General features: G+C 69.4%; 22 protein-coding genes. 11 read left to right on the top strand and 11 right to left on the bottom strand.

Annotated elements, in window-relative coordinates; all coding sequences use genetic code 11:
• Positions 1–19 precede the first annotated feature (19 nt).
• Positions 20–586: a TetR/AcrR family transcriptional regulator gene (locus NQK81_RS14435; RefSeq protein WP_219145375.1), complete on the bottom strand. Its 567-nt coding sequence runs from the start codon at positions 584–586 to the stop codon at positions 20–22.
• A gap of 112 nt (positions 587–698) precedes the next feature.
• On the opposite strand from NQK81_RS14435, the gene NQK81_RS14430 reads away from it, so the two are divergent.
• From NQK81_RS14430 to NQK81_RS14415, 4 genes are all read left to right on the top strand, one after another.
• Positions 699–1,889 (top strand): cytochrome P450, encoded by a 1,191-nt coding sequence (locus NQK81_RS14430; protein ID WP_126735461.1) that lies wholly within the window; start codon positions 699–701, stop codon positions 1,887–1,889.
• 2 nt (positions 1,890–1,891) lie between these two features.
• Positions 1,892–2,107 carry a ferredoxin gene (locus NQK81_RS14425; RefSeq protein ID WP_126735463.1) on the top strand — a complete coding sequence of 72 codons (216 nt, stop codon included), beginning with the start codon at positions 1,892–1,894 and terminating at the stop codon, positions 2,105–2,107.
• Between the two features lie 53 nt (positions 2,108–2,160).
• The gene (locus NQK81_RS14420; protein WP_257488598.1) at positions 2,161–3,381 is read left to right on the top strand and encodes a GNAT family N-acetyltransferase; all 1,221 of its coding nucleotides are present in this window, start codon (positions 2,161–2,163) and stop codon (positions 3,379–3,381) included.
• A gap of 85 nt (positions 3,382–3,466) precedes the next feature.
• Complete coding sequence (locus tag NQK81_RS14415; RefSeq protein ID WP_257488597.1) at positions 3,467–4,342, top strand: nuclear transport factor 2 family protein; 876 nt, start codon at positions 3,467–3,469, stop codon at positions 4,340–4,342.
• Here the strand turns inward: NQK81_RS14415 and mtnA are convergent.
• Complete coding sequence (gene mtnA, locus NQK81_RS14410) at positions 4,314–5,279, bottom strand: S-methyl-5-thioribose-1-phosphate isomerase (RefSeq protein ID WP_257488596.1); 966 nt, start codon at positions 5,277–5,279, stop codon at positions 4,314–4,316. The genes NQK81_RS14415 and mtnA overlap by 29 nt on opposite strands.
• A gap of 57 nt (positions 5,280–5,336) precedes the next feature.
• Here mtnA and NQK81_RS14405 point away from each other — a divergent pair, with 57 nt between their 5' ends.
• Positions 5,337–5,735, top strand: coding sequence for a RidA family protein (locus NQK81_RS14405; RefSeq protein ID WP_257488595.1), 399 nt, complete (start codon positions 5,337–5,339; stop codon positions 5,733–5,735).
• 64 nt (positions 5,736–5,799) lie between these two features.
• Here the strand turns inward: NQK81_RS14405 and NQK81_RS14400 are convergent, their stop codons facing one another.
• The 3 genes from NQK81_RS14400 to NQK81_RS14390 form a co-directional block, all read right to left on the bottom strand.
• Positions 5,800–6,594 (bottom strand): PIG-L family deacetylase, encoded by a 795-nt coding sequence (locus tag NQK81_RS14400; protein ID WP_126735470.1) that lies wholly within the window; start codon positions 6,592–6,594, stop codon positions 5,800–5,802.
• A 353-nt stretch (positions 6,595–6,947) separates the two neighbouring features.
• The gene (locus NQK81_RS14395; RefSeq protein WP_126735472.1) at positions 6,948–7,637 is read right to left on the bottom strand and encodes a dienelactone hydrolase family protein; all 690 of its coding nucleotides are present in this window, start codon (positions 7,635–7,637) and stop codon (positions 6,948–6,950) included.
• Positions 7,634–8,518 carry an arginase family protein gene (locus tag NQK81_RS14390; RefSeq protein ID WP_257488594.1) on the bottom strand — a complete coding sequence of 295 codons (885 nt, stop codon included), beginning with the start codon at positions 8,516–8,518 and terminating at the stop codon, positions 7,634–7,636. Before NQK81_RS14390 ends, NQK81_RS14395 begins: the two co-directional genes overlap by 4 nt.
• Positions 8,519–8,594: 76 nt before the next feature.
• Between NQK81_RS14390 and NQK81_RS14385 the strand changes: the two genes are divergently transcribed.
• Positions 8,595–9,947 carry a TrpB-like pyridoxal phosphate-dependent enzyme gene (locus NQK81_RS14385; RefSeq protein ID WP_257488593.1) on the top strand — a complete coding sequence of 451 codons (1,353 nt, stop codon included), beginning with the start codon at positions 8,595–8,597 and terminating at the stop codon, positions 9,945–9,947.
• Between the two features lie 334 nt (positions 9,948–10,281).
• On the opposite strand, the gene NQK81_RS14380 is transcribed toward NQK81_RS14385, so the two are convergent.
• From NQK81_RS14380 to araD, 4 genes are all read right to left on the bottom strand, one after another.
• Complete coding sequence (locus tag NQK81_RS14380; RefSeq protein WP_257488592.1) at positions 10,282–11,496, bottom strand: GGDEF domain-containing protein; 1,215 nt, start codon at positions 11,494–11,496, stop codon at positions 10,282–10,284.
• 139 nt (positions 11,497–11,635) lie between these two features.
• Positions 11,636–12,847 (bottom strand): MFS transporter, encoded by a 1,212-nt coding sequence (locus NQK81_RS14375; protein ID WP_257488591.1) that lies wholly within the window; start codon positions 12,845–12,847, stop codon positions 11,636–11,638.
• Positions 12,848–12,926: 79 nt separating this feature from the next.
• On the bottom strand, positions 12,927–14,777 hold the full coding sequence (locus NQK81_RS14370) for a VanW family protein (protein WP_126735480.1): 1,851 nt from the start codon (positions 14,775–14,777) through the stop codon (positions 12,927–12,929).
• A gap of 100 nt (positions 14,778–14,877) precedes the next feature.
• Positions 14,878–16,596, bottom strand: a complete 1,719-nt coding sequence (araD, locus tag NQK81_RS14365) for an L-arabinonate dehydratase (protein WP_257488590.1) — start codon at positions 16,594–16,596, stop codon at positions 14,878–14,880.
• A gap of 35 nt (positions 16,597–16,631) precedes the next feature.
• On the opposite strand from araD, the gene NQK81_RS14360 reads away from it, so the two are divergent.
• From NQK81_RS14360 to NQK81_RS14350, 3 genes are read left to right on the top strand one after another with little or no spacing between them, the layout of a single operon-like run.
• Positions 16,632–17,291: a GntR family transcriptional regulator gene (locus NQK81_RS14360; protein WP_257488589.1), complete on the top strand. Its 660-nt coding sequence runs from the start codon at positions 16,632–16,634 to the stop codon at positions 17,289–17,291.
• Complete coding sequence (locus NQK81_RS14355; RefSeq protein WP_126735485.1) at positions 17,291–17,794, top strand: metallophosphoesterase family protein; 504 nt, start codon at positions 17,291–17,293, stop codon at positions 17,792–17,794. The genes NQK81_RS14360 and NQK81_RS14355 overlap by 1 nt, the downstream gene beginning before the upstream one ends.
• A gap of 18 nt (positions 17,795–17,812) precedes the next feature.
• Positions 17,813–18,805: a PHP domain-containing protein gene (locus NQK81_RS14350; RefSeq protein WP_257488588.1), complete on the top strand. Its 993-nt coding sequence runs from the start codon at positions 17,813–17,815 to the stop codon at positions 18,803–18,805.
• A gap of 244 nt (positions 18,806–19,049) precedes the next feature.
• Here NQK81_RS14350 and NQK81_RS14345 read toward each other — a convergent pair whose 3' ends face one another.
• Positions 19,050–20,219, bottom strand: a complete 1,170-nt coding sequence (locus NQK81_RS14345; RefSeq protein WP_257488587.1) for a saccharopine dehydrogenase family protein — start codon at positions 20,217–20,219, stop codon at positions 19,050–19,052.
• A gap of 20 nt (positions 20,220–20,239) precedes the next feature.
• Positions 20,240–20,881 (bottom strand): GOLPH3/VPS74 family protein, encoded by a 642-nt coding sequence (locus NQK81_RS14340; protein ID WP_257488586.1) that lies wholly within the window; start codon positions 20,879–20,881, stop codon positions 20,240–20,242.
• 188 nt (positions 20,882–21,069) lie between these two features.
• Between NQK81_RS14340 and NQK81_RS14335 the strand changes: the two genes are divergently transcribed.
• Together NQK81_RS14335 and NQK81_RS14330 are read left to right on the top strand one after the other, a co-directional pair.
• The gene (locus tag NQK81_RS14335) at positions 21,070–22,539 is read left to right on the top strand and encodes an APC family permease (protein ID WP_257488585.1); all 1,470 of its coding nucleotides are present in this window, start codon (positions 21,070–21,072) and stop codon (positions 22,537–22,539) included.
• Positions 22,536–23,108 carry a GNAT family N-acetyltransferase gene (locus tag NQK81_RS14330; RefSeq protein ID WP_257488584.1) on the top strand — a complete coding sequence of 191 codons (573 nt, stop codon included), beginning with the start codon at positions 22,536–22,538 and terminating at the stop codon, positions 23,106–23,108. Before NQK81_RS14335 ends, NQK81_RS14330 begins: the two co-directional genes overlap by 4 nt.
• Positions 23,109–23,129 lie beyond the last annotated feature (21 nt).

The raw sequence follows: 23,129 nt of genomic DNA, 5'->3' as shown, positions 1-23,129 counted from the left end.
GCCCCGGGCGGCGACGGAATTACCCGCTGCGCTCCAGCAGCGTCCGCGCCGCGCCGAGCACCAGGCGGCAGACGTCGTCGGGATCCGCGCTGGCCAGCGGTTCCTTCCCGGTGATGTCGCGGACCAGGCCGATCCCGAGCAGCCAGGCGAGGATCAGGTCGGCCCGCAGGTCCGCGTCTTCGGCGTCGGTCAGCGTGGCGAGCACCTTGGCGTACTCCTCGCCGAGCTGCCGCCGGACCGCGGCGGCGGCGCTGTCGTGCCCCGTCGAGCGCAGGTACGCGTCGAGGGTGCGGTCGCGGCCGGTGTCGGCCTCCAGCATGCTGCGCAACGCCGTGCCGAGCAGTTCGTCCGGTGGGGTGGTGGCGATCTGCTCGCGTCCGCCGCGCGCCAGGACCTCCTCGAACAGCGCGTCCTTCGAACCGAAGTAGCGGAACAGCAGGGCCTGGTTGACTCCGGCGAGTTTCGCGATGTCGCGGACGGTCGTCCGGTCGAAACCGCGTTCGGCGAAGAGAGCCGCCGCCGCGTCGAGCAGCGCCGCCCTGGTCGCGGCCGCGTCGCGCTTGCGGACCTGCGGTTCTTCCGTCATCGCCAAAGGCTAACCGTACGTCGCACGGTAGGCGCATTGACGCTCAGCGTGATCATGGTTAGCGTTGTAAGCAGTTGCTTACAAACCGCCGAGCCGGGGGGTTTCCGGACAAATGACCACCACTGACACCGAATTCGTCGCCTATCCCTTCAACGAGGACGCCGGGCTCGAACTCAACGAGGCGTACGCGGCGGCCCGCGCCACCAAGGGCATGCTCCGGGTCCGTCTTCCGCACGGCGAGCCGGCGTGGCTCGCCACCCGGTACGCCGACGCGCGTCTGGTACTGGGCGACCGGCGCTTCTCCCGTGCGATGGCGGCGGAACGGGACGAACCGCGGATGGCGCCGGGCAGGCGGCCCGGCGGGATCCTGAGCATGGACCCGCCGGATCACACCCGGCTGCGCACGCTGGTCGCGAAGGCGTTCACCATGCGCCGCGTCGAATTGCTGCGGCCGCGCGTCGCCGAACTGGCGGCGGGCCTGATCCGGGACATGAAGGCCAAGGGGCAGCCCGCCGACCTGGTCGAGGACTACGCGCTGCCGATCCCGGTCGCGGTGATCTGCGAACTGCTCGGCGTCCCGGTCGAGGACCGGCCGAAGTTCCGCGTGTGGAGCGACGCCGCGCTGTCGACCAGCCCGCTGACCACCGAAGAGATGATGGCCAACCAGGACGAGCTGCGGGCGTACATGCACGTGCTCGTCGAGCAGCATCGCGCCGAACCCCAGGACGACCTGATGACCGCGCTGATCGAGGCGCGCGACGTCCGCGACCGGCTGAGCGAGCTGGAACTGGTCGACATGTGCATCGGCATCCTGATCGCCGGGCACGAGACCACCGCCAGCCAGATCCCCAACTTCGTCTACGCCCTGCTCGAACAGCCGGAGCAGCTCGCCCGCCTCCGCGCGGACCTGGACCTGATCCCGGCCGCGGTCGAAGAACTGCTCCGGTTCATCCCGCTGGGTGCCGGAGCCGGGTTCGCCCGGTACGCCACCGAAGACGTCCAGGTGGGTGACGTGCTCGTGAAGGAGGGCGAGCCGGTGATGGTCGCGATCGGCGCCGCGAACCGGGACGGGCTCCAGTTCACCTCGGCGGAAACCCTCGAGTTCGACCGGGAATCCAACCCCCACCTCGGTTTCGGCCACGGCGTGCACCACTGCCTCGGCGCCCCGCTGGCGAGGCTGGAACTTCAGGAGGCCTTGCGGGCGCTGCTGCGCGATCTCCCCGGGCTGCGCCTCGATGGCGATATCGTGTGGAAGACGCAGATGCTGGTGCGGGGGCCCCGCTCCATGCCGATCGGATGGTGAGCATGAGCTGGAAAGTCGACGTCGATGGCGACACGTGCATCGGCTCGGGGATGTGCGCCGCGCTGAAGCCGGAGGTCTTCGTGCTCGAAGGCGCCACGGCGACGGTGGTCACGGGCGAGGTGGAGCCGGACGAGACCGTGCTCGACGCGGCGGATTCGTGCCCCGCGATGGCCATCGAGGTGACGGAAAAGGGTGAGGTGATCGGGCCGCGGCCCTGATGACCGCGCTTTAATGCGTGGCGGTCGCCGGTGAACAGGCGTAGGACGACAGGGTGAGCGATGACGGCTTGACCCTCCGCACTCTGACCACCGACGACCTGCCCGCGTTCGCGGAACTGCTCGCGAGCGCCTTCCTGACCGATCCGACGGAAGGTTTGAAACACCGTGAAAGGCTGGTGTTCGAGCCGGACCGCACGCACGGTGTGTTCGACGGCGACGACCTCATCGGGACGGGGGAACTGCTCACCCGCAAGATCACCGTTCCGGGGGCCGGACAGACGCCGTTCGCCGGGGTGACGTCGGTAGCCGTCGCGCCGGGTCACCGCAGGCGGGGCGTGCTCACCCGGATCATGCGGGCGCAACTGCACGGCCTGCACGAAGACGGCGGTGAACCGATCGCCGCGTTGTGGGCGTCCGAAGCGGTCATCTACCCCCGTTTCGGTTACGGCCTCGCGGCGCAGTTCCACCGCGCGAAGGTGCGCGCCAAGTCCGCGTTCCGGCCCGGTGTCGAGCTCGAAGCCGAACGAGTACGCGAAGTCGGGCGGAAACAGGCGATTCCGCTGATCAAGGCGATCTACGAAAAGGAGGCGCCGCAACGGGCCGGCGCACTCGACAGGCCCGAGTCGGCCTGGGAGTTCATCCTCGACGACCCGGAGTACCGCCGCCACGGCGCGACCGCGCTGAAGTTCGCCGTGCTCCCGGACGGCTACGTGATCTACCGGCTGAAGAACGATTGGAACGAAGAAGGCCCGCGAGGGATCCTGACCGTGCAGGAACTGGTCGCGACCACTTCGGAGGCGTACGCGACGCTGTACCGCTTCCTGCTCGACTACGACCTGGTGTTCACGGTGGAGGGGATCACCGCCCTCGACGAGCCGCTCGTCCATCTGCTCGCCAATCCCCGCGCCATGACCCGGTCCGCCGGTGACTCCTTGTGGCTCCGGCTCGTCGACGTCGACCGTGGCCTCGTCACCCGCCGCTACGGCGCTCCGGTGGATCTGGTGTTCGGCGTGCGCGACGCCTTCTGTCCGTGGAACACCGGGAACTGGCGGCTCGTCACCGACGCCGGCGGGAACGCCGAGGTGACGCGTGTGGAGGACGCGCCGGATCTCGAACTGGGCGTGGACGACCTCGGCGCGATCTTCCTCGGTGGCACCAGGCCCAGCACGCTGGCCGCGGCGGGCCGGATCAAAGAGCGGACCGCCGGCGCGGTCTCCCGGGCGACGGCCGCGTTCGCCTCCGACCGCGAGCCGTCCTGCGTCGAATCCTTCTAGCCCGGCATTACCTGCCGGGTAATCGACTTCGCGTGGTCGCTCTTGCCAAGGTGACCAGGTGCGAAAAATCAAGAGATTCGTTGGTGTGGCGGCGGTTCTGCTCGGTGCGACGGTGATGGGAAGCGGGGCGGCGGTGGCTGAGACGACCGAAGGCTGTGCACTTCCGAAGCAGCTCGGAGACCTGGTCGAAGGCGCGGTGTCGCCGTCCGCGTGCGCCTTCATCACCAAACAGACCGAATTCGGGGCGATGCGCTCGGACACCCCCGAGGCACGGGAAGCCCGTGTCCGGTTGTACGGCACCATTTTCGCCGCCGATGGGACGCTCGCGGAATCGGGCAGCGCCGCGCCGGTCCAAGGCAGGGCGAACATCGAGAACAGCCTGCGCACCCTGCTGGGCGCGTTCCCGACGTTCCGGTTCACGCCGGTGAGGATCTCGGTGAACGGCGACGCCGTCTTCTACGAGGCGGCCAACGAAGCGGTGATCCAAGGCCGGATGGTGCGATACCCGGCCGTCTACCGGGTGGTGCTCGAGAACGGTGAAGTCACTCAAGGCCGCCGCTACCACGATCGGACGGAATGGTTCCGCCCGCTCGAAAACGACGGCCTGCGCGAACTGTTCGCCGATGTCGGCGACGACTGTCCGCGGCCGGGGCCGGCCTTCACCGGGCCGGGGCTGACCGCACCGGTGACGGACCCGGCGTGCCATCTCGCTTACCTCGGCAGGCTTTCGGGCGCGATGTCCGACGTCCGGCTGGCACCCGATCAGGCGGCGGGGGAGTTCCGGGAATATCGCGGGACCGTGCGGGCGAAAGGGCGGACGATCGACTTCGGAATGGTCGTGGGCACCGGCTCCGGCGTTCTCCGCTACTACTTCGACACGCTTCCGCTCAGCTACGACGACGCGGAAATGGCCGCCCTGTTCACCAAGCTGATCACGGGCGCAGCACCCCCTGCTCGGTGACGACCGCGGTGACCAGCTCGAACGGCGTCACGTCGAAGGCCGGGTTGAACACCTCCGCGCCATCGGGAGCGACCCTCGTGCCACCGAAACCCAGGACCTCGCCGGGATCGCGTTCCTCGATCACGATCCCGGCGCCGTCCGGCATCGCGGTGTCCACAGTGGACGAAGGGGCGACGACCACGAACGGGATCCCGTGGTGCTTCGCCGCGATCGCCAGGCCGTAGGTGCCGATCTTGTTGGCGACGTCGCCGTTGGCGGCGATCCGGTCGGCGCCGACGAGCACGCAGTCGACGAGGCCGCGGCTCATCGCGGCGGCGGCCGCGCCGTCGGGCTGGATCCGGTACGGGACACCGGCTTCGGCCAGCTCCCACGCGGTCAGGCGGGCGCCCTGCAACAGTGGCCTGGTCTCGTCGACCAGCACGGACTCGACCAGGCCGCGGGCCTGAAGATGCCAGACGACGCCGAGCGCGCTGCCCCAGGCGACCGTGGCGAGGTGGCCCGCGTTGCAGTGGCTGAGCAGCCGCAACGGCCGCCGCTCGCAGTGTTCGAGCACCACCGCGGCCGCCAGCCGGGAGGCTTCGTGGTTGATCCGCTCGTCCTCGTCGAGGATGGCGAGCGCTTCGGCGAGGACGGCGTCCGGCCCCTCCGGGAGCTTCGCGAGGGCGCGGGAGACACCCCAGCTCAGGTTGACCGCCGTCGGCCGGGCCTGGGCGACGCGATGCGCCTCGGCCTCGACGTCACCTCCCGCGCGGACCGCGAGCACGACACCGAGCGCCCCCGCCGCGCCGAGCGCCGGCGCCCCGCGCACCGCCAGCCGCTGGATGGCGTCGACGAGTTCACCGACCGTGCGCAGTTCGAGCACGTGATACTCGGCGGGCAGGACGGTCTGGTCGATGATCGTGACCGCGTCACCGGTCCAGTCGATCGTCCTGCGCATGGCTCCCCCGTGAAATCCGGTTGTCCCGTCGCGACCGCCTCGGTGAGGATGCGGCCCGTGACCATTCAACGCCACCATCCGCCCGGTCTGCACCCCACGCCCACCTACCACCACGTGACCATCGTCGAAGGACGGCGGGACGTCCACCTCGCCGGCCAGTGCCCGCTCGCCGAAGACGGCAAGGTCGTCGAGGGCGACGTGCTCGCCCAGGTCGACCAGGTCGTCGCGAACACCGCCGCCGCGCTCGCCTTCGCCAAGGCGACCCCGGCCGACGTGGTGCGCACGGTGATCTACGTGGTCACCCCGGACGCCGACGTGCTCTCGGCGGTGTGGGACCGGTTCGTCGGGTCGGAGATCGGGGAGGCCTTCACCACCGCGAGCACCCTCCTCGGCGTCGCGCAGCTCGGATATCCCGGGCAGCTCGTCGAGCTCGACGTCACCGCCGCCACGGCCTGATCCCTCCGTGCGTTGATGAAGGATCCGGGACGTCGAGTGTCCCCGATCCTTCATCAACGGCGGGTCAGAGACCCGCCATCAGATCGGTCTCGGTGATACCCGGCCCCTGCCCGGCGCGGATGAACCACTCGACGCCGAACGCCTGCGCGAAGGCCTCGTCCGGCATCGCGAGGAAGAACGAATCCTCACTGATCTGGCTGGCGTGCGCACGCATCGCGGCCCGCTTGGCCGGCAGGTACGCGGTGACGTCGACCCTCGCCGTCAGGACCGCTTCCGGCTTGCCGAACTCGGATCCGTCTTCGAAATCGGGGAGATCCTCCGCCTTCATCTGCCCTGTCCGCACCGCCTCCTCCATGCCGCGGCGCATCTCGTCACTGTTGCTCGTCGCCTCGTAGACCCGCGGCGTGCCCGCCAGCTCGGCCGCGCGCATGCCGACGCGATGCACCTGGATGTGGTCCGGATGCCCGTAGCCGCCGTTGTCGTCGTAGACGGTCAGGACGTCGGCCTGCTCCTCGCGCAGGATCGCGGCCAGGCGCTGCGCGGCCTCCTCGACGTCGGCCTGCCAGAACGTGCCGGGCTCGTCGTTACGCGGCTCGCCCATCATGCCGGAATCGGTGTACCCCAGGAACTCCACCCGCTTGGCCCCCAGGACCTCGGCGGAAGCGTGCGTCTCCTGCACGCGGCGCTGCCACAACTCCTCTCCGTCGTCGAGGAACCCGTCCGGCACCTCGCCGACCTCCCCCCTGGTCGCGACGACGAGCACGACACGGTGACCTTCCTCGAAGGCCTTGCGCATTACGCCGCCCGCGACGATGCACTCGTCGTCGGGGTGGGCGTGAAAACTCACCAATGTGGCCATGCTGGGGAAACTACCGGGAGGCACCGACATATTCCGGTGCTTCGCCCACAGCGAAGCGCCTCGTGAGTGGTAAAGACGGTTCTGATCAAGGGTGTCTTGGATACCTGCTGGCTCCGGGCCGGGGGAGGGGTGTCGCGAAAGCCACTTTCGGGACATCAGACGTCTCGAAAGTGGCTTTCGCGACCTGCTCGCCAGGGCGGTGTCGTGCCCGGCCACGGCCGACGTTGCGAAAGCCACTTTCGCAACGTTGAAGGTTGCGAAAGTGGCTTTCGCAACCCCGGCCGGGCAGGTGAGCTCCGAAAACGCCACCCGCGGCTCTAACCCTCCTTACCACTCACGAGCCCAACGCCCACTCACGCCGGAAAGACCCGCCCCAGGAATTCCAGCGTCAGCGCCCAAGCCGCCGCGGCGGGCTCCGGCTGGTGGAACATCGGCGCCACATGGTTGTGGAACGCGTGCCCCGCGCCCTCGTGGATGTGGATCTCCGCGCCGTCGTGCGAGGCGACCGCGTCGGCAAGGCGGCGCACGCCCTCGACGGGGATGTAGGGATCCTCGCCGCCGAACTGGAACTGGATCGGGCAGGTGATCTTGTCCAGCAACGGAACTTGCTCCGGAACGCGCGAGCCGTAATACGAGACCGCGACGTCCGGGTCGCCTTCGGCCGCGGCCGCGTAAGCCATCGAGCCGCCGAGGCAGAAGCCGAAGAGGCCTGCGCGGCCGTCGGTTTCGGGCAGTTCGCGCAGCGTCGCGAGGGTCGCGAGCACGTCGGTGACGGCGCGTGCCGGGTCGAGCTGTCCGGCGACGGCCATCGAGGCCGAGAGCCCGGCTTCGTCGTGCGTGGCCGACCAGCCGGGGGAGATCCGCCAGAACAGTTCGGGCACGGCGACGACGTAGCCGAGGGCGGCCAGGTCGGCGGCGACCGACTTGAGGTAGTCGTCGAGACCGAAGATCTCCTGGATCAGCACCAGCCCCGGGCCGGAGCCGGATTCGGGCAGCCAGAGCGGGGCGTCGAACGAGCCGTCGGCGACGGTCACCTTGGTCATCGGGTTCCTTCCAGTGCGCGCACGAGGCAGTCCGCCACCAGGGCGGCCTGTGTGCCGTCGGGGTCGAGGTCGGGATCGAAGATGGTCAGCTCCAGCCCGGCGGCGCCGGGGATCGCGAGCAGGCCGCGGAGCAGTTCGACGAGCTTGTCCGGGCTGAGCCCGCCGGGATCGGGACTGTCCACAGCGGACACGAACTCCGGATCGAGCGTGTCGATGTCGACGTGGATCCAGAAACCGTCCAGCGGCGCGAAGATCTCGCGGGCGGCGGCGAGCGCGCCATCGGTGCCGGACGCCATGATCTCCTGGCTGGTCACGACACGCAGCCCCGCGTCCCGCGCTTCGGCGGACTCCTCCGCGCGAACGCCGAGTACGAGGACGTCCTCGTCGCGGACGTAGGGACCTAGACCGTCCACATCGGCCAGTTCCGGTTGGCCGCGGCCGGTGACGACGGCGAGGGCCTCACCGCCCACGTTGGCGACGTGCTCGGAATTGCCGAGGTGCCGGAAGTCGTCGTGGCCGTCGAAGTAGACGATGCCGAAGCGGCCTTCGCGACGCAGAGTCAGCATCGCGGCGAGCGCGATCGAACAGTCGCCGCCGAGCACCACCGGGAAGCCGCCGTCCGCGCGGATCTTCGCCAGCCGCCCGGCGAGGGCCGCGGTGTAGGCCGCGATCCCGGCCGCGTTGCGCACCCCGCCGCCGGGCGACCAAGCGGGCAGATACCGCGGCGGGGTGACGACGCCGCCGTCCCTGGCGTCCAAACGGGTGAGCAGACCTTGGTCGCGCAGCGCGCCCGGTGCCTTGTAGCAGCCGGGGACCACCCCTTCGGCGGGCGGACGCAGTCCGAGATTGGACGGTGCGTCGAGCAGTACGAAATTCCCCATGCCCCCACCGTAGTAGTGACGCCTGGTGCCACGCCGTCCGTCCCTTTAGGTTGAAGGGACGGACAGAGGAGGCTCAATGGCGGAGCGGACCAAGTACATCCTCGACGAAGCGGACATGCCGGCCAGGTGGTACAACATCGTCCCGGATCTGCCGGAGCCGCCACCGCCGCCACTGCATCCGGGCACCCGCGAGCCGGTCGGCCCGGACGACCTCGCGCCCCTGTTCCCGCAGGCGCTCATCGCCCAGGAAGTCAGCACCGAACGGTACATCGACATCCCGGAAGAGGTCCTCGACGTCTACCGGCTCTGGCGGCCGTCCCCGCTGTACCGCGCGAGGCGGCTGGAGAAGGCGCTCGGCACCCCCGCCCGCATCTACTACAAGTACGAAGGCGTCAGCCCGGTCGGCTCGCACAAGCCCAACACCGCCGTCCCGCAGGCGTTCTACAACGCGGCGGAGGGGGTCACCAGGCTGACCACGGAAACCGGCGCCGGACAGTGGGGGAGCGCGCTCGCGTTCGCGTGCGCCACCTTCGGGCTCGAATGCGAGGTGTGGCAGGTCCGCGCTTCGTTCGACCAGAAGCCGTATCGCAAGCTGATGATGGAGACCTTCGGCGCGACGGTGCATCCCAGCCCGTCCGAGCTGACCGAATCCGGCCGCGCGATCCTGGCCGCGGACCCGGGCTCGACCGGGAGCCTCGGCATCGCGATCAGCGAGGCGGTCGAGCAGGCGGCGCAGGCGGAGAACACGCGTTACGCGCTCGGCAGCGTGCTCAACCACGTGCTGCTGCACCAGACGATCATCGGCGAAGAGGCGCTCAAACAGTTCGAACTCGCCGGGGACACCCCGGACGTCCTCGTCGGCTGCACCGGCGGCGGATCCAACTTCGGCGGGCTCGCCTTCCCGTTCCTGCGTGAGAAACTCGCCGGCCGGATGGACCCGGTGATCCGCGCGGTCGAACCGGCCGCCTGCCCGACGCTCACCCGCGGGAAGTACGCGTACGACTTCGGGGACACCGCCGGGCTGACGCCGTTGCTGAAGATGCACACGCTCGGTCACGACTTCATCCCCGACCCGATCCACGCCGGCGGCCTGCGCTACCACGGGATGTCGCCGCTGATCTCGCATATCTACGAGCTCGGGCTGATCGACGCGGTCGCCATCGGGCAGGAGGACTGTTTCGCGGCAGGCGTGCGGTTCGCCCGCGCGGAGGGCATCATCCCCGCGCCCGAGCCGACCCACGCGCTCGCCGCGTGCATCCAGGAAGCGTTGCGGTGCAAGGAAACCGGCGAGGAGAAGGTGATTCTGACCGCGCTGTGCGGGCACGCGCACCTCGACCTCCCGGCGTACGGCGCGTACCTGGCGGGCGAGATCTCCGACCACGCGCTGCCCGATGAGGCCCTCGAGAAGTCACTCGCCGGCCTTCCGTAGCCCCTCGCGCGGATGTCATGAAAGGGTCGTTCCTGACATTCGGGAGGGGTCAGCCGGCACTGTGTGGATTTTGGTGCGTTGGAGGACCCGAAATCCACACAGTCCGGCGAGAACGTCCCTGTCACGACCGGTTCAGGAGGGGTGTGTGGAAGTAGGGACACTCAACGTCCCTGTTTCCACACGCCCCAACCTGCGCCACCTTTGCCTTACCTCTCAATAGAACGACCCCATCGAATGCCCGAATCGGACACTGCCGTCCCGGGAAGTGTCCCTTGTGGATGGTCAGGTACTTGCACACGCAAAGACCGCATCCAGAGGACGAAACGCGAGGGGGTCAGCCGGTCACCTGGTAGCCCGAAGTCCGGTTCCGCCCGGTGTTCTTCGCCTCGTAGAGCGCCCGGTCCGCGACGGCGATCACCGCGTCCAGATCGCTGACGCCCGGCCGGTCGGCGAGGCCGATCGACACGGTGACGTGCTCGGGCAGGTCACCGGCGCGCGTGGCCACGCTCGACCGGATCCGTTCCGCGATCGCGTGGGCATGGACGGCGGGCGTGCCGGGCAGCAGCACGACGAACTCCTCGCCGCCGAACCGCCCGACCAGATCCGTGCCGCGCACCTCGGTGCGCAGCGTTTCCGCGATCGCCGCCAGGTACCGGTCGCCGACCAGATGCCCGTGCCGGTCGTTGATCAGCTTGAACCGGTCGACGTCGACCATCAGCAAGCTGGTGTGCCGCCCCGCGCGCCGCGCGCGGTCGAGTTCGTCGGCCGCCGCTTCGCGCCACGCCTTGGCGTTGAGCAGCCCGGTCTTGGCGTCGCTGCGCGCCTGCCGTTTCAGTTGCCGCAGCAGGACGCCGCGATGCAGCACCAGCGTGATCCCGACGACCAGCAGCAGCACCACGGGCCAGTCCCGCAACGCCCACGCGACGATGACGCCGAGCGCGATCGTCGCCGCTTCGAGCGCGTATTCGAACGGCTTCGCCAGCGCGTCCCGCAGCCGCTCGTGCGGCGTGCCGTAGTACACCGCGATGGTCATGAGCACGGTGTTGACCAGCAGGAACACCACGCCCGCCGCGACGATCGACCCGAACGAGGCGACGTCGCGGGGGAGTACGTCGAACGGGGCCGCGTACCGGGAGAGGAAGGCGGCGGCCGCGAAACCCGAGAGCACGGTCGCCGAGGTGGAGAACATCCGCCGGAACAACGGGTTCGGCTGACCGCGGAACCAGCGGTAGAAGAACGACACGGCGATGACCAGCGCGGCGAGCGCCGGGTGCACCAGCAGCACGGCGGCGAAGGTCCAGACGCTGTCGAGCGAGATGTGCGGCGTGCCCGCGAACCGCTCCCGCACCCGCTCGACCGGGCGTGACAACTCCGTGTAAGCCACGGCGCTGACGATCAGGATGGCGAACGGGAGGGCGTCGCCCTGAGTGAACGGGACGCGGACCAGAGACCAGGCGGATCCGGCGATCGCCGCGACGTCCACCAGGAGGACGAAGCCGATCAAACCGCGGTGGGGTAGCCGCCACAGCGCCCAATTCGTTAGCGCCACGGAGACGAACGTAATCGGTTGGATACTAGGTGTCACTACGCTGTATGGGTAGGCGTGGGTGCACCACGCGTGACCGGTTCGGGGAAGTGGAGGGGGTGAGCTCCATGCGCGGGCAGAACTGGTGAGTACCCGGTTCCGGTCAAAGGGGGTGAAGCGGGGCCACGTGGCGCCAAGCCCGGGTGGCCGGAACAGCCACTACGAGACCGGCGAGTGCGATGACCGAGACCGTCGTCGCGGGTGAACCGAGTACGCCGACGAGCAGGCCGCCGGCGATCAGCCCGATTCCCTGCACGGCGATGAGTCCCGACCCGGCGAGGCCGAACGCCTGGCCTCGTTCGGTGTCGGGTACCAGCCGCATGAACGTGGTGCTCGCGGTGACCTGGTAGGCCGCGCACATCCCGGACAGCACGAGCAGTCCGGCGGCGTAGGGGAGCGATGGCCGGAACCAGAACGCCGCGAGCGGCACGATCGCACCGAGCGCCAGCCCGCCGACCAGGCGCAACCGGACTTCCGGCCGCACCAGACGGCCCAGTACGAACACGCCGAGCACGATCCCCGCGGGATGCGCCGCGAGCAGCAGTCCCGCCGTCACCGCGCCGCCGCCGATCTCCGCGGCATAGGGCACCGCGAGCCCTTCCGGCACGATCACGAAACCCGCGAGCCAGGCCAGGCCGACCAGCGCGCGCAGCCGTCGGTCGTGCCAGATCGTGCGGGCGCCCGCACGAAGCCGCCGCAGGGTCGACGTCGCCGGTCCGCTCGCGCCCGGCGCGGGCCGGGCACGGACTCCGAGCCGCAGGACGACGGCCGAGACGGCGAACGTCGCCGCGTCGATCGCCAGCCCGCGTCCGGGCCCGATCGCGGCGATCACCACGCCGCCCAAGGCGAAGCCGGCGAGCTGGCCGATCTGGTTGGTGATCTTCAGCAGCGACTGGCCGAGGACGTAGGAATCCCCGGTGAGCACCGACGGAAGGACCGCGGCCTGCGCGGCGGTGAACGGCGCGTTGGCCAGCTGCACCACCACCAGCACGGCGGCGAGCACGGGCAACGGGATGCCGGGGACGGCGAGCACCGCGACCAGGAGCGCGCGGACGACGTCGGAGCAGACCATCACCGCGCGTCGCGGGAACCGGTCGGCCAGTCCGCCGAGCAGCGGCCCGCCGATCAGGTCGGGCAGGTAGGTGAGCGCGTAGGTCAGTGCGGGCCAGGTCGCCGATCCGGTCCGCTGGAACACCAGCACCGACAGGGCGACCCTGGCCACCTGGTCACCGAGGATCGACTGGAGTTCGGCGAACCAGATCGCCCGCAGTTCGCCGACCGCGAGGATCTGCCGGAAGGTCGCCTTGGACTCCACGAGGTGGCCACCCCCGCTCGATCGGGTGAGTCACTGAGCGTACCGCCCCGCACGCGCCTGGTGAAACCGCTAGGGAGCGCTACTCCGTGCCGCAGGTGATCTTCGGCTGCGGGTTGTAGTGCACATTCCGGGTGTGCCGCCGGATCTCGCGGCCGGTCGCGGCGTCCTTGATGACCCGGGTGTCCGACGTGGTGAAACCGGGCGCGCCGTTGCTGGGCTTGCAGTTCTCGGCGGGGCCGGGCTTCGTCGGCGGTTCGGACGGGTTGGTGCGGCCGCCCGGGATCGACTCGACGGTGTACTTCTTGGTGCCCCACAGCCGGATCGTGATGTCCGACGGCGTCCAGATGGTCTGGATCGCCACACCGGTGTCCGTGTCGTTGGTGAACTTCAGGTCGATCACGCTGGCACCGCTGTGGGTCTGGAACACGGTCGCCTCGCGCGCGGCGGGGTAACGGCTGATGTAGTAGCTGTGTTCCTTGTGCTCGGTGTCCTTCATGCCGGCGAAGTACGAGGCGTTGTACAGCGTGGTGGCGAACTGCGAGATCCCGCCGCCGACCTCGCGGCCGGGCGCGCCGTCCTTGATGACACCGGCCTCGACGTAACCCTGCGCCGCGCCGCGCGGCCCGGTGAACCCGTTGAGGCTGAACGTCTCGCCCGGTTTCACGATGGCGCCGTTGACCTTCTGCGCCACGACCCGGATGTTCGTCCCCGAGTCCGGCGCGAACCCGCCGGTCTTGAACTCGCTGACGACCTCCTTGATGCCGAGCTGGTTCGCCTGCTCGGTGGTCACCTTGGCCGGGGTCTTCTTGTAGGTCACCGGCAGCTCGCGGGGCGCGGCGCGCTTGAGCACGTCGAGCACCGGCTTGAGGCTCGGCTCCCAGTCGACGACGTTGGCGTCCTCGGAGGGCTGCACGGTCGGCTTGCCGCCTTCGAAGACGATCTGCGCGTCCTTGCCCTCCTTCTCGGTGGACTTCAGCTGCGGGCCCGCGGCCTCGATGATCTTGTTGTTGTCCACCTTCGGGTTCAGCACCCCGCCGTCGACCGGCTCGAAGGTCAGCGCGGCCGCGATCTGCGCGGGTTTGACGACGGCGTCCTTGCCCTCGCCCTTGATGACCATCGGCGCCGCCACGGCGGGTTTCGCGATCTGCTCGAGAGCGGCGTGGACGGCCTCCGGCGAGACCTTGACCGGGGTCTGGGTGACCGCGAGCGTGAGCGGCTCGCCACTGGCCCAGCGGTCCAGGATGGTCTTCTTGGCGGCGTCGAGGTCGAGCTTCTGCCCGGTCTTCGGCTCGACGGCGACCGGCTTGGCCTCCTCGAAGCGCACGGTGCCCTCGATCGGGTCGCGATCGACCTTGTCGCGCAGGTTCTCCAGCGCGGCGGTGAGCTTGGCGTCGTCGGTCTGGGTGACGACGCCGACCTCGGTGGTCGAGAAGAACGACGCGATCCGGGTGAACGGGTTCAGCGGCTGGTCACCGGCCTGGTCGAGGGTGGCGGGCCAGTCGAGGCGCAGGCCGGCGTTGTTCGGCGCCAGCGACTCCTCGGCGTCGCCCGCGACGACCTTCACCGGCCGGGTCAGCCGCGGCTCGATCCCGCCACGGAGCTCCTTCTCGGCCGCCGTGCGGTCCATCCCGCCGACGTCGACCCCGGCGACGGTGACGCCGCGGGGGACGCTGCCCTGGGAGACCAGCACGTCGAGGGCGTACGCGACGACCAGCAGGCCGAACACGCCGCCGCCGATGAAGGCGGCCTTGCGGTAGCTGCGACGGCGCTTCGGTGGCGCGGGCTCCTCCGGCGTGGCAGACTCCGCGAACCCGGGCGTGACGACCGGGAGAATGTCCGTCTGCTCAGCGTGGGACTCGGGCCAGCGCGGTTCCTGCGGCAACTCTCCACCCTCCACGGTCCGGCGAGGCCGGGCGTCGTGATCGAACATCCGGGCTTCCACACGTTCCGGACGTAGGTTCAAGATACGGGGCGCGTTTTGTGGTCGTGCAACTCGCCCGGTTGGGTGAGCGGGTCACTCCGTCGGGTGGTCACTGGGCGTCAGGTTCGGGATTTTCACCCACTCTGGCGAGAAAGTCGAAGTCACAGCCCTCATCGGCTTGCGTGATGTGTTCGGCGTACAACGCGCCGTAACCCCGTTCGTACCGCGGGGCCGGCGTGGTCCACTCCGTCCGGCGACGTTGCAATTCCGCATCATCGACGTCGAGGCTCAGCCGTCGCGAAGGAACGTCCAAAGTGACCGGATCGCCGTCGCGGACCAGCGCGAGCGGCCCGCCCACATGGGATTCCGGCGCGACGTGCAGCACACACGCGCCGTAACTGGTGCCGCTCATCCTGGCGTCGGACACGCGGACCATGTCCCGGACGCCCTTGGCCAGCAGGTGATCCGGCAGCGGCAGCATCCCGTATTCGGGCATCCCAGGTCCGCCGAGCGGGCCGGATCCGCGCAGGACGAGGACCGAGTCCTCGGTGATGCCGAGCGCGGGGTCGTTGATGCGGTTCTTCAGGTCCTGGTAGTCGTCGAAGACCACCGCGGGTCCCGTGTGGACGAGCAGCCGGGGTTCGGCGGCGATGTGCTTGATCACCGCACCCGACGGCGCGAGATTTCCGCGCAGTACCGCGACTCCGCCTTCGTTGGCGACCGGGTTGTCACGCGTGCGGATGACGTCGTCGTTGTGCACCCGTGCCGTTTTCAGTTCTTCACCGAGGGTCCGGCCGGTGACGGTGAGGCGATCGGTGTGCAGCAGGTCGGTCAGCCGGGAGAGCAGGCCGGGCAGCCCGCCCGCGTAGTAGAAGTCCTCCATCAGCCAGTCGCCGCCCGGCCTGATGTTCGCCAGTACGGGGACCCGCCGCGCGATCGCGTCGAAATCGTCCACGGACAACGGGATCCGCCCGCGACCGGCCATCGCGATCAGATGGATGACGGCATTGGTGGAGCCGCCCAGCGCCAGCACGGTGGTGATCGCGTCGGCGTACGCGCGGTCGTCGAGGATCTTCGTGATGGTGAGGTCCTCCCGGACCATCTCGACGATCCGGGCGCCGCTCGCCGCGGCCATCCGGTGGTGCGCCGAGTCGACGGCGGGGATCGACGCCGCGCCGGGCAACGTCAGCCCGAGCACTTCGGCGACCGACATCATCGTGGACGCGGTGCCCATCGTCATACAGGTTCCGGGAGAACGGGCCAGCCCACGCTCCAATTCGGACAGTTCGTCGTCGCCGATCAGCCCGGCTCGCTTGTCGTCCCAGTACTTCCACATGTCGGTGCCGCTGCCGAGCACTTCGTTCCGCCAGTGCCCGCGCAGCATCGGGCCGGCGGGGACGAAGATCGCGGGCAGTCCCGCGCTCGCCGCGCCCATCAGCAACGCCGGTGTCGTCTTGTCGCAGCCGCCCATGAGCACCGCGCCGTCGACGGGGTAGGACCGCAGGATCTCCTCGGTCTCCATCGAAAGCAGGTTCCGGTAGAGCATCGGTGTCGGTTTCTGGAAGGTCTCCGACAGGGTCGCGACCGGGAACTCCAGCGGGAATCCGCCTGCCTGCCACACTCCGCGTTTGACCTGTTCCGCCCGCTCGCGCAGATGCATGTGGCAGGGATTGATGTCGCTCCACGTGTTGAGGATCGCGATGACGGGCTTGCCGAGGTGCTCCTCCGGGTTGTAGCCGAGCTGCCTGCTCCGGGCCCGGTGGCTGAAACCGCGCAGTTCGTCGCCGCCGAACCAGCGGTGACTGCGGAATTCCTCAGGGTTCCTCATGAAGCCGAGTATGGCATCTCATATATGATCGCCCCATGTCCTCGACCTTCAGCCTGCCCGCTTCCCGGACCGAAGTGGTGCTCGAAGAGATCCGCCGCGGCATCCTCACCAGGGAGCTGAAGCCCGGGCAGCCGCTGGTCGAAGCCGAACTCGCCGCCCGGCTCGGAGTGTCGAAGACGCCCGTGCGCGAGGCGCTGAAGGTGCTCTCGAACACCGGACTGGTGACTTTCAGTCCGTACAAGGGCGCTTCGGTGTGCGTGGTCGACGCCGAGCTGGCGAAGTCCGTCTACGACGTTCGCATGGTGCTGGAGCCCGAAGCCGTGCGCCGGTCGGTCGAGCGCCGCTCGCCGGACCTGTTCGAAGACGCCGCGGAGGCACTGAAGGAGGCGTCGGCGGCGATCTCGGGCAAGGACCAGGCGGCGCTCAGCCTGCTCAACCGCCGGTTCCACCGCGCGCTCTACAGCGGCTGCGGGAACCCGCTGATGGTCTCCATCCTGGACGACCTCAAGGACCGCGCGGCGCTGATCAGCGTGGTCGGCTGGGCGGCGAACCCCAGCTGGCGCCGGGAATGGGCCGAGCACAAGGCGGTGCTGGCGGCGGCGAAGAAGGGGGACGCCGACGGTGCGGCCGGCCTGTTGCGCGCCCACATCGGCGACTTCCTGGCCCGGATCCTCGAGACCATCGGAGACGAATGATGCGCCTGCTGCTCATCGCCGACACGCATCTTCCGCAGCGCGCGAAGAAGCTGCCGGCCCAGGTCTGGCGCGAGGTCGAGGCCGCGGACGTCGTCATCCACGCCGGTGACTGGGTCGAAGTCGCCCTGCTCGACGAACTCGAAGCCCGGAGCAAGCGGCTCATCGGGGTCTACGGCAACAACGACGGCGCCGACCTGCGGGCGCGGCTCCCCGAGATCGCGCGGGCGGACCTCGGCGGCGTCCGGCTGGCGGTCATCCACGAAACCGGCGGCAAGCAGGGGCGCGAGCGCCGTTGCGACGAGCAGTTCCCGGACACCGACGTCCTCGTGTTCGGCCACAGCCACATCCCCTGGGACACGGTCACGCCGAACGGGTTGCGGCTGCTGAACCCCGGCTCGCCGACCGACCGGCGGCGCCAGCCGTTCTGCACCTATCAGACCGCCGAGATCCGCGACGGCGAGCTGCGCGAAGTAGCTCTTCATGAGCTGCCGCTTCGGCGCTGACCGGGTAGACAGGTAGCCATGGAACCGGCGCAGGCGTTGAGGGAGATCGCGTTCCGGCTGGAGCGCGCGGGCGAGCCGACCTACCGGGTGCGGGCGTTCCGGCAGGCGGCTTCGGTGATCGCCAAGGTCGAGCCCGACGACCTGCGCAAACGCGCCAAGGCGGGCACGCTGACCGCGTTGCCGAATATCGGCAAGGCGACCGCGGCCGTCGTCGAAGACGTGCTCGCCGGGCGTCGTCCCGCGTACTTCGAGAAGCTCGGCGAGCCGAAGCTGCCCGACGGCGGCCCGATGCGGGCGGCGTTGCGCGGCGACTGTCACACGCATTCGGACTGGTCCGACGGGGGAAGCCCGATCGAAGAGATGGCGGAGGCCGCCCGCTCGCTCGGCCACGAATGGATGGTGCTGACCGATCACTCGCCGCGGCTCACCGTCGCCAACGGTCTGTCGCCGGAACGGCTGCGGCGGCAGATGGACGTCGTCGCGGAACTGAACGAGACGATGGCGCCGTTCCGGATCCTGCACGGTATCGAGGTCGACATCCACCTCGACGGCACGCTGGACCAAGAGGAAGAACTGCTGGAGCAGCTGGATTTCGTCGTCGCGAGCGTGCCCTCGAAACTGCGGATGCCCGCGAAGGAGATGACGCCGAGGATGATCGCCGCGGTGCAGCACCCGCGGGTCCGCGTGCTGGGGCACTGCACCGGGCGGCTGGTGATGGGGGCGCGCGGGAAGCGGCCGGAGTCGGAGTTCGACGCCGAGGCGGTGTTCACCGCGTGCCGGGACAACGGGGTCGCCGTCGAGATCAACTCGCGTCCCGAGCGCCGCGACCCGCCGACGCGTTTGCTGAACCTGGCCGTGGACCTGGGCTGCGACTTCGCGATCGACAGCGACGCGCACGCGCCGGGGCAGCTGGAATGGCTGGTCTTCGGCTGCGAGCGGGCCACCGAGCTGGGGATCGAGCCGGACCGCGTGATCAACACACGGACCGCTGAGGACCTGCTGGCCTCGTGAGTGGTGAGGACGGTTCCAACCGTCCTCACCACTCACGAGACCGGACCCACTCGGTACCGCGGCTCGGCCGGGGGTTGCGAAAGCCACTTTCGCAACCTTCAACGTTGCGAAAGCCACTTTCGCAACGTCGGCCGCGCCCGGGCCCTGGTGATCATGTCGCGAAAGCCACTTTCGGGACATCAGACGTCCCGAAAGTGGCTTTCGCGACACCGGCTCCAGACCACCCGCGGTCAGAACCGCCCACTCACGAGAGCGTTGCGAAGCGCAGGCCCGCATCGCTCAACCGGTCGATCAGCGCCTGCCCCATCGCGGTCGCCGTGGTGACCTGCCCGGCCGTCGCGGGCAGGTCGTCCAGCGCCAGGCACAGCGCGGACTCGCCGAGCATCTTCGCCGTCTCGCCGTACCCCGGGTCGCCGCCGGACACCTCGGTGACGACGCGTTCGCCGCCGCTCTCGGCGTGGAACCGCACGGAAAACCACGACCGCGCCCGTCGCTGCTCGTCCGGGCCGCCGCCGGGCTTGAGCAGCTTCGACAGCGCCCGTCGCGCGGGCGGGATCTGGGCGGCGGCGAAGACGAGACCCATCCCGGCCGCGCCGGCGGCCACCACCGGAAGCCGTTTGATCGCGGCGAAATGCCGGTACGTGAAGTCGGGGCCGTACACCGGGAGCGCGGCGGCGGACCGCTCGACGATCATCGGGTCGATGGTCGGCAGCGGCACCGCCCAGAAACCGTCGGGGCTGCGATGCGGTGTGCCCAGCGGGGCGCGCGCACGACGGCCCTCCGGTCGCGGTTCGGCCGCCGCGCGGTCCCGGGCGGCGCGGAAACTGGACGGCAGCCGCGAGAACGCCGTCAGCGCCGAGAGGAAGGTGCCGCCCGAGGGTGCCGCGCCCGCGCGGACGTACCCGTCGATCCTGATCGGTTTCCCTTGCGGCAATCGGGAAACCGTGAAGAGCGCGCCGAGGTCGTGCGGGATCGAGTCGAAACCGCACGCGTGCACGAGCCGCGCACCGGTCTCGACGGCGCGGGCGTGATGGGCGAGGTACATCTTGTCGACGAACTCGGGCTCGCCGCAGAGGTCGGCGTAGTCGGTCCCCGCCTCGGCGCACGCGGCGACCAGTGGCTCTCCGAAGTGGACATACGGACCGACCGTGGTGGCGACGACCTTCGTCGACTCGGCGACCCTCCGCAGCGAGTCCGCGTCGGCGACGTCGGCACGCAGCAGCGGCAGTTCGGAGAGCGCCGGGTTGATCGAGAAAAGCTTTTCCCGCAACGCCTCCAGCTTGCCGGTGTTCCGCCCGGCCAAGGCGAGGCGCAGACCGGGCGGCGCGGCGCGGGCGAGGTATTCCGCCGTGAGGCCACCGGTGAACCCGGTGGCGCCGAACAGGACGACGTCGTGGTCACGATCGGCAGGCATGGGCGTCAGGCTACCGCCGGTCATCGCCTGTCGCCGGTGTAGACGACGGCGGCGCTCACCGCGTCCACCCCCGAGATCAGTTCGGCGAGCGCCTTCGGGAGTTCCCGGTGCGTGGACCCGGCCCAGGCCCGCAGGCCGGCGCGGTCGAGTTCCGGTTCGCAGAAATCGTCGATACCGATGGTCCAGGCCAGTAACGCGAGACAGACCGAATGCGGATCCGGCTGTTCGGTGCCGAGGACGGCCGCCCGCACCTTGCTGCGCGCGGCCGTCGACATCAGCAGATCCCGCGGCGGATACCGGTGATTCTTCCGCAGGAGCATCCGGTCGGTCGCGCGGTCGATCACTCCCGCGGCGAGCAGGTTCTCCGCGACCGTTTCCCCGAGATCGTGGCGGAGATGACCGACCCATTCCCGGACGGTGTGCCGCTCGGGTTCGCGGAGGATTTCCGAGAACACCCTGTCCAGCGGTGGATGGGCGAGGCCGCGGCGCGACAACGGCCGGATTCGTTTGCGTTCCACGGTGATCCGCTCGGCGAGGAGGAGATCGCAGAGCGCGGAACCGGCCATTCCGATGCCGAGTCCCGTGCGGCGCAGCGCGGGTTTTCCGGTGAACTCGTCGTGGGCGAGGAAGAACAGGGAATCGACCAAGGTCAGCCGACGCATGAATGGCACGCCCCCCGGCGTCGTAGTGCGGGACGGCCAAAGTAGCGGTAGCGCGCGGACCACTGCGACCCGAGGTCCGTTTTTAGCCTGAACGGACGTACCTCGCCGAGGTGGCCGGCCCTAGGGTGGGATGGCTCTCGCAAGATCAAGAAACTCCAGCGCCAAACCTACGTCCGGGGGACGGGTTCATGGGTACGCAAAGACCGCGGCGCGGTCTCGGCCATCGACGACTCGGAGCCGCTCAGATCGTGTTCTTCGTGGTGGCCGCGGCGGGTCCGTTGTTCGCCATCGCGGGCGGCGTCCCGACCAACTACGCGGTCACCGGCAGTATCGGCGTGCCGCTGTCGTTCCTCCTGCTCGCCCCGATCCTGGGACTGTTCGCGGTCGGATACGCCGCGATGAGCCGCTACATCACCAACGCGGGCGCGTTCTACCCCTACGTCGCCAACGGGATCGGCAAATCCACCGGCGCCGGGATCGCGTTCGTCACGCTGATCTCCTACAACGCCATCCAGATCAGCATCTACGGTCTGTTCGGCTGGTCGGTGTCGACCTGGCTCGGCACGCTCACCGGATCCCCGCCGCCGTGGTGGCTGTGCGCGCTGGTGATGGTGCTGATCATCGGCGCGCTCGGTGTCCTGCGGGTCGATCTCAACGCCAAGGTGCTCGGGGTGGCGCTGTGTCTCGAAGTCGCCGTCGTCGCGATCATCGACATCGCCTTGTTCGCGAATCCCGCCGGTGGCGGCGTTTCCTGGGTTCCGCTGGAGCCGTCGAGCCTGTTCACCACCGGGGTGGGCGCGGTGTTCGCGTTCTCCGCCGCCGCGTTCATCGGTTTCGAGGGTGCGGCGACCTACGGCGAGGAGACCCGGGAACCCAGCCGCACGGTCGGCCGCGCGACATACGCGGCGATCGGGCTCACAGCGGTGCTCTACGTCGTCTCGTCGCTCGCGCTGGCCGTGGGGACCGGGCCGGACGTCATCGTCACCACCGCGGCCGCGCAGGGCCCGGACCTGCTGTTCAACCTGGCGGGCGAGCACCTCGGCGAAACGTTCTCCAATGTGGCGTACACGCTGTTCGTGACCGGTCAGTGCGCGGCGCTGCTGAGCTTCCACAACGCGGTCGCACGGTACTTCTTCGCCCTGGGCCGGGAAGGGCTGCTGCCGCGCTCGCTGGCCAAGACCAGCAAACGCACCGGCGCCCCGGTGGCCGGTTCGCTCACGCAGACCGCGCTCGCGCTCGTGGTCGTGTCACTGTTCGCGATCGCGGGCCGCGATCCGGTGACCGAACTGTTCACCTGGCTCGGCACGACGGCGTCCACCGGGGTCGTGGTGATCATGATCGCCGTCTCCCTGTCGGTGATCGGCTTCTTCAAACGGCGCCGCGGCGCCGAAAACGCCTGGCGCCGCTGGATCGCGCCGGGCGCGGCGATGCTCGCGTTGTCGGCCGTCCTCGCGCTGATCCTGTTCAACTTCGATCTGCTGCTCGGTCCGGCCGGGACGTTCCTGTTGCGCTGGGGGCTGCCCGGTCTCGTGCTCGTCGCGGCTCTTGCCGGCTTCCTGCGCGCGGAAGTGTTGCGGACGAGGGATCCCGAGACCTACGCGGCGATCGGTGGCCCGCTCGAAGACGACGAACCCGTCAAGCTGGAGGTGGGACGATGATCATCCGCGCCGCTGAAGAGTCCGAAATGGACACCGTCGTCGACGTATTGTCCGAGGCCTTCCATGAAGACCCGGTGAGTATGTGGGTCTTTCCCGGTGACGAGCGCCGCGCGGTGGCGCTGCCGATCTTCCATCGGGCGGTCGTGCTGGGGATGCTCGCCGTGGGCGGCCACGTCGACGTCACCGACGACCTCTCCGGCGCCGCGGTTTGGGCGCCCGGTGGCGACGAGGACATCGACGACGAAGCGTTCGCCGGCCTCACCGGGGAGGAAATCGGCAGGCTCATGATGGTGTTCGAGCTGATGACGGAGCGCGCCCCCGCCGGCGAGTACCACCACGCGCAGTTCATCGGCGTCCGCAAGAACGCGCAACGGCGAGGGATCGGCGCACGGTTGCTGAAGCACGGCCTCGACCGGTACGGCGCGATGCCCGCGTACCTGGAGGCGAGCAGCGCGGAGAGCGCGAAACTGTACCGGCGCCTGGGTTTCCGCGATCACGGGCCGGCTTTCGCGGTCGAGGGTGGGCCGCCGATGCTGCCCATGTGGCGGGAGCCGTCGATTTGTCTATAAAGGACTGGTAAAGTGGCGGGC

This window comes from Amycolatopsis roodepoortensis (genome assembly GCF_024628825.1).
Lineage (GTDB): Bacteria > Actinomycetota > Actinomycetes > Mycobacteriales > Pseudonocardiaceae > Amycolatopsis > Amycolatopsis roodepoortensis.
The sequence above is the reverse complement of the archived record's forward strand: the minus strand, read 5'-3'. Positions and strand labels throughout refer to the sequence as shown.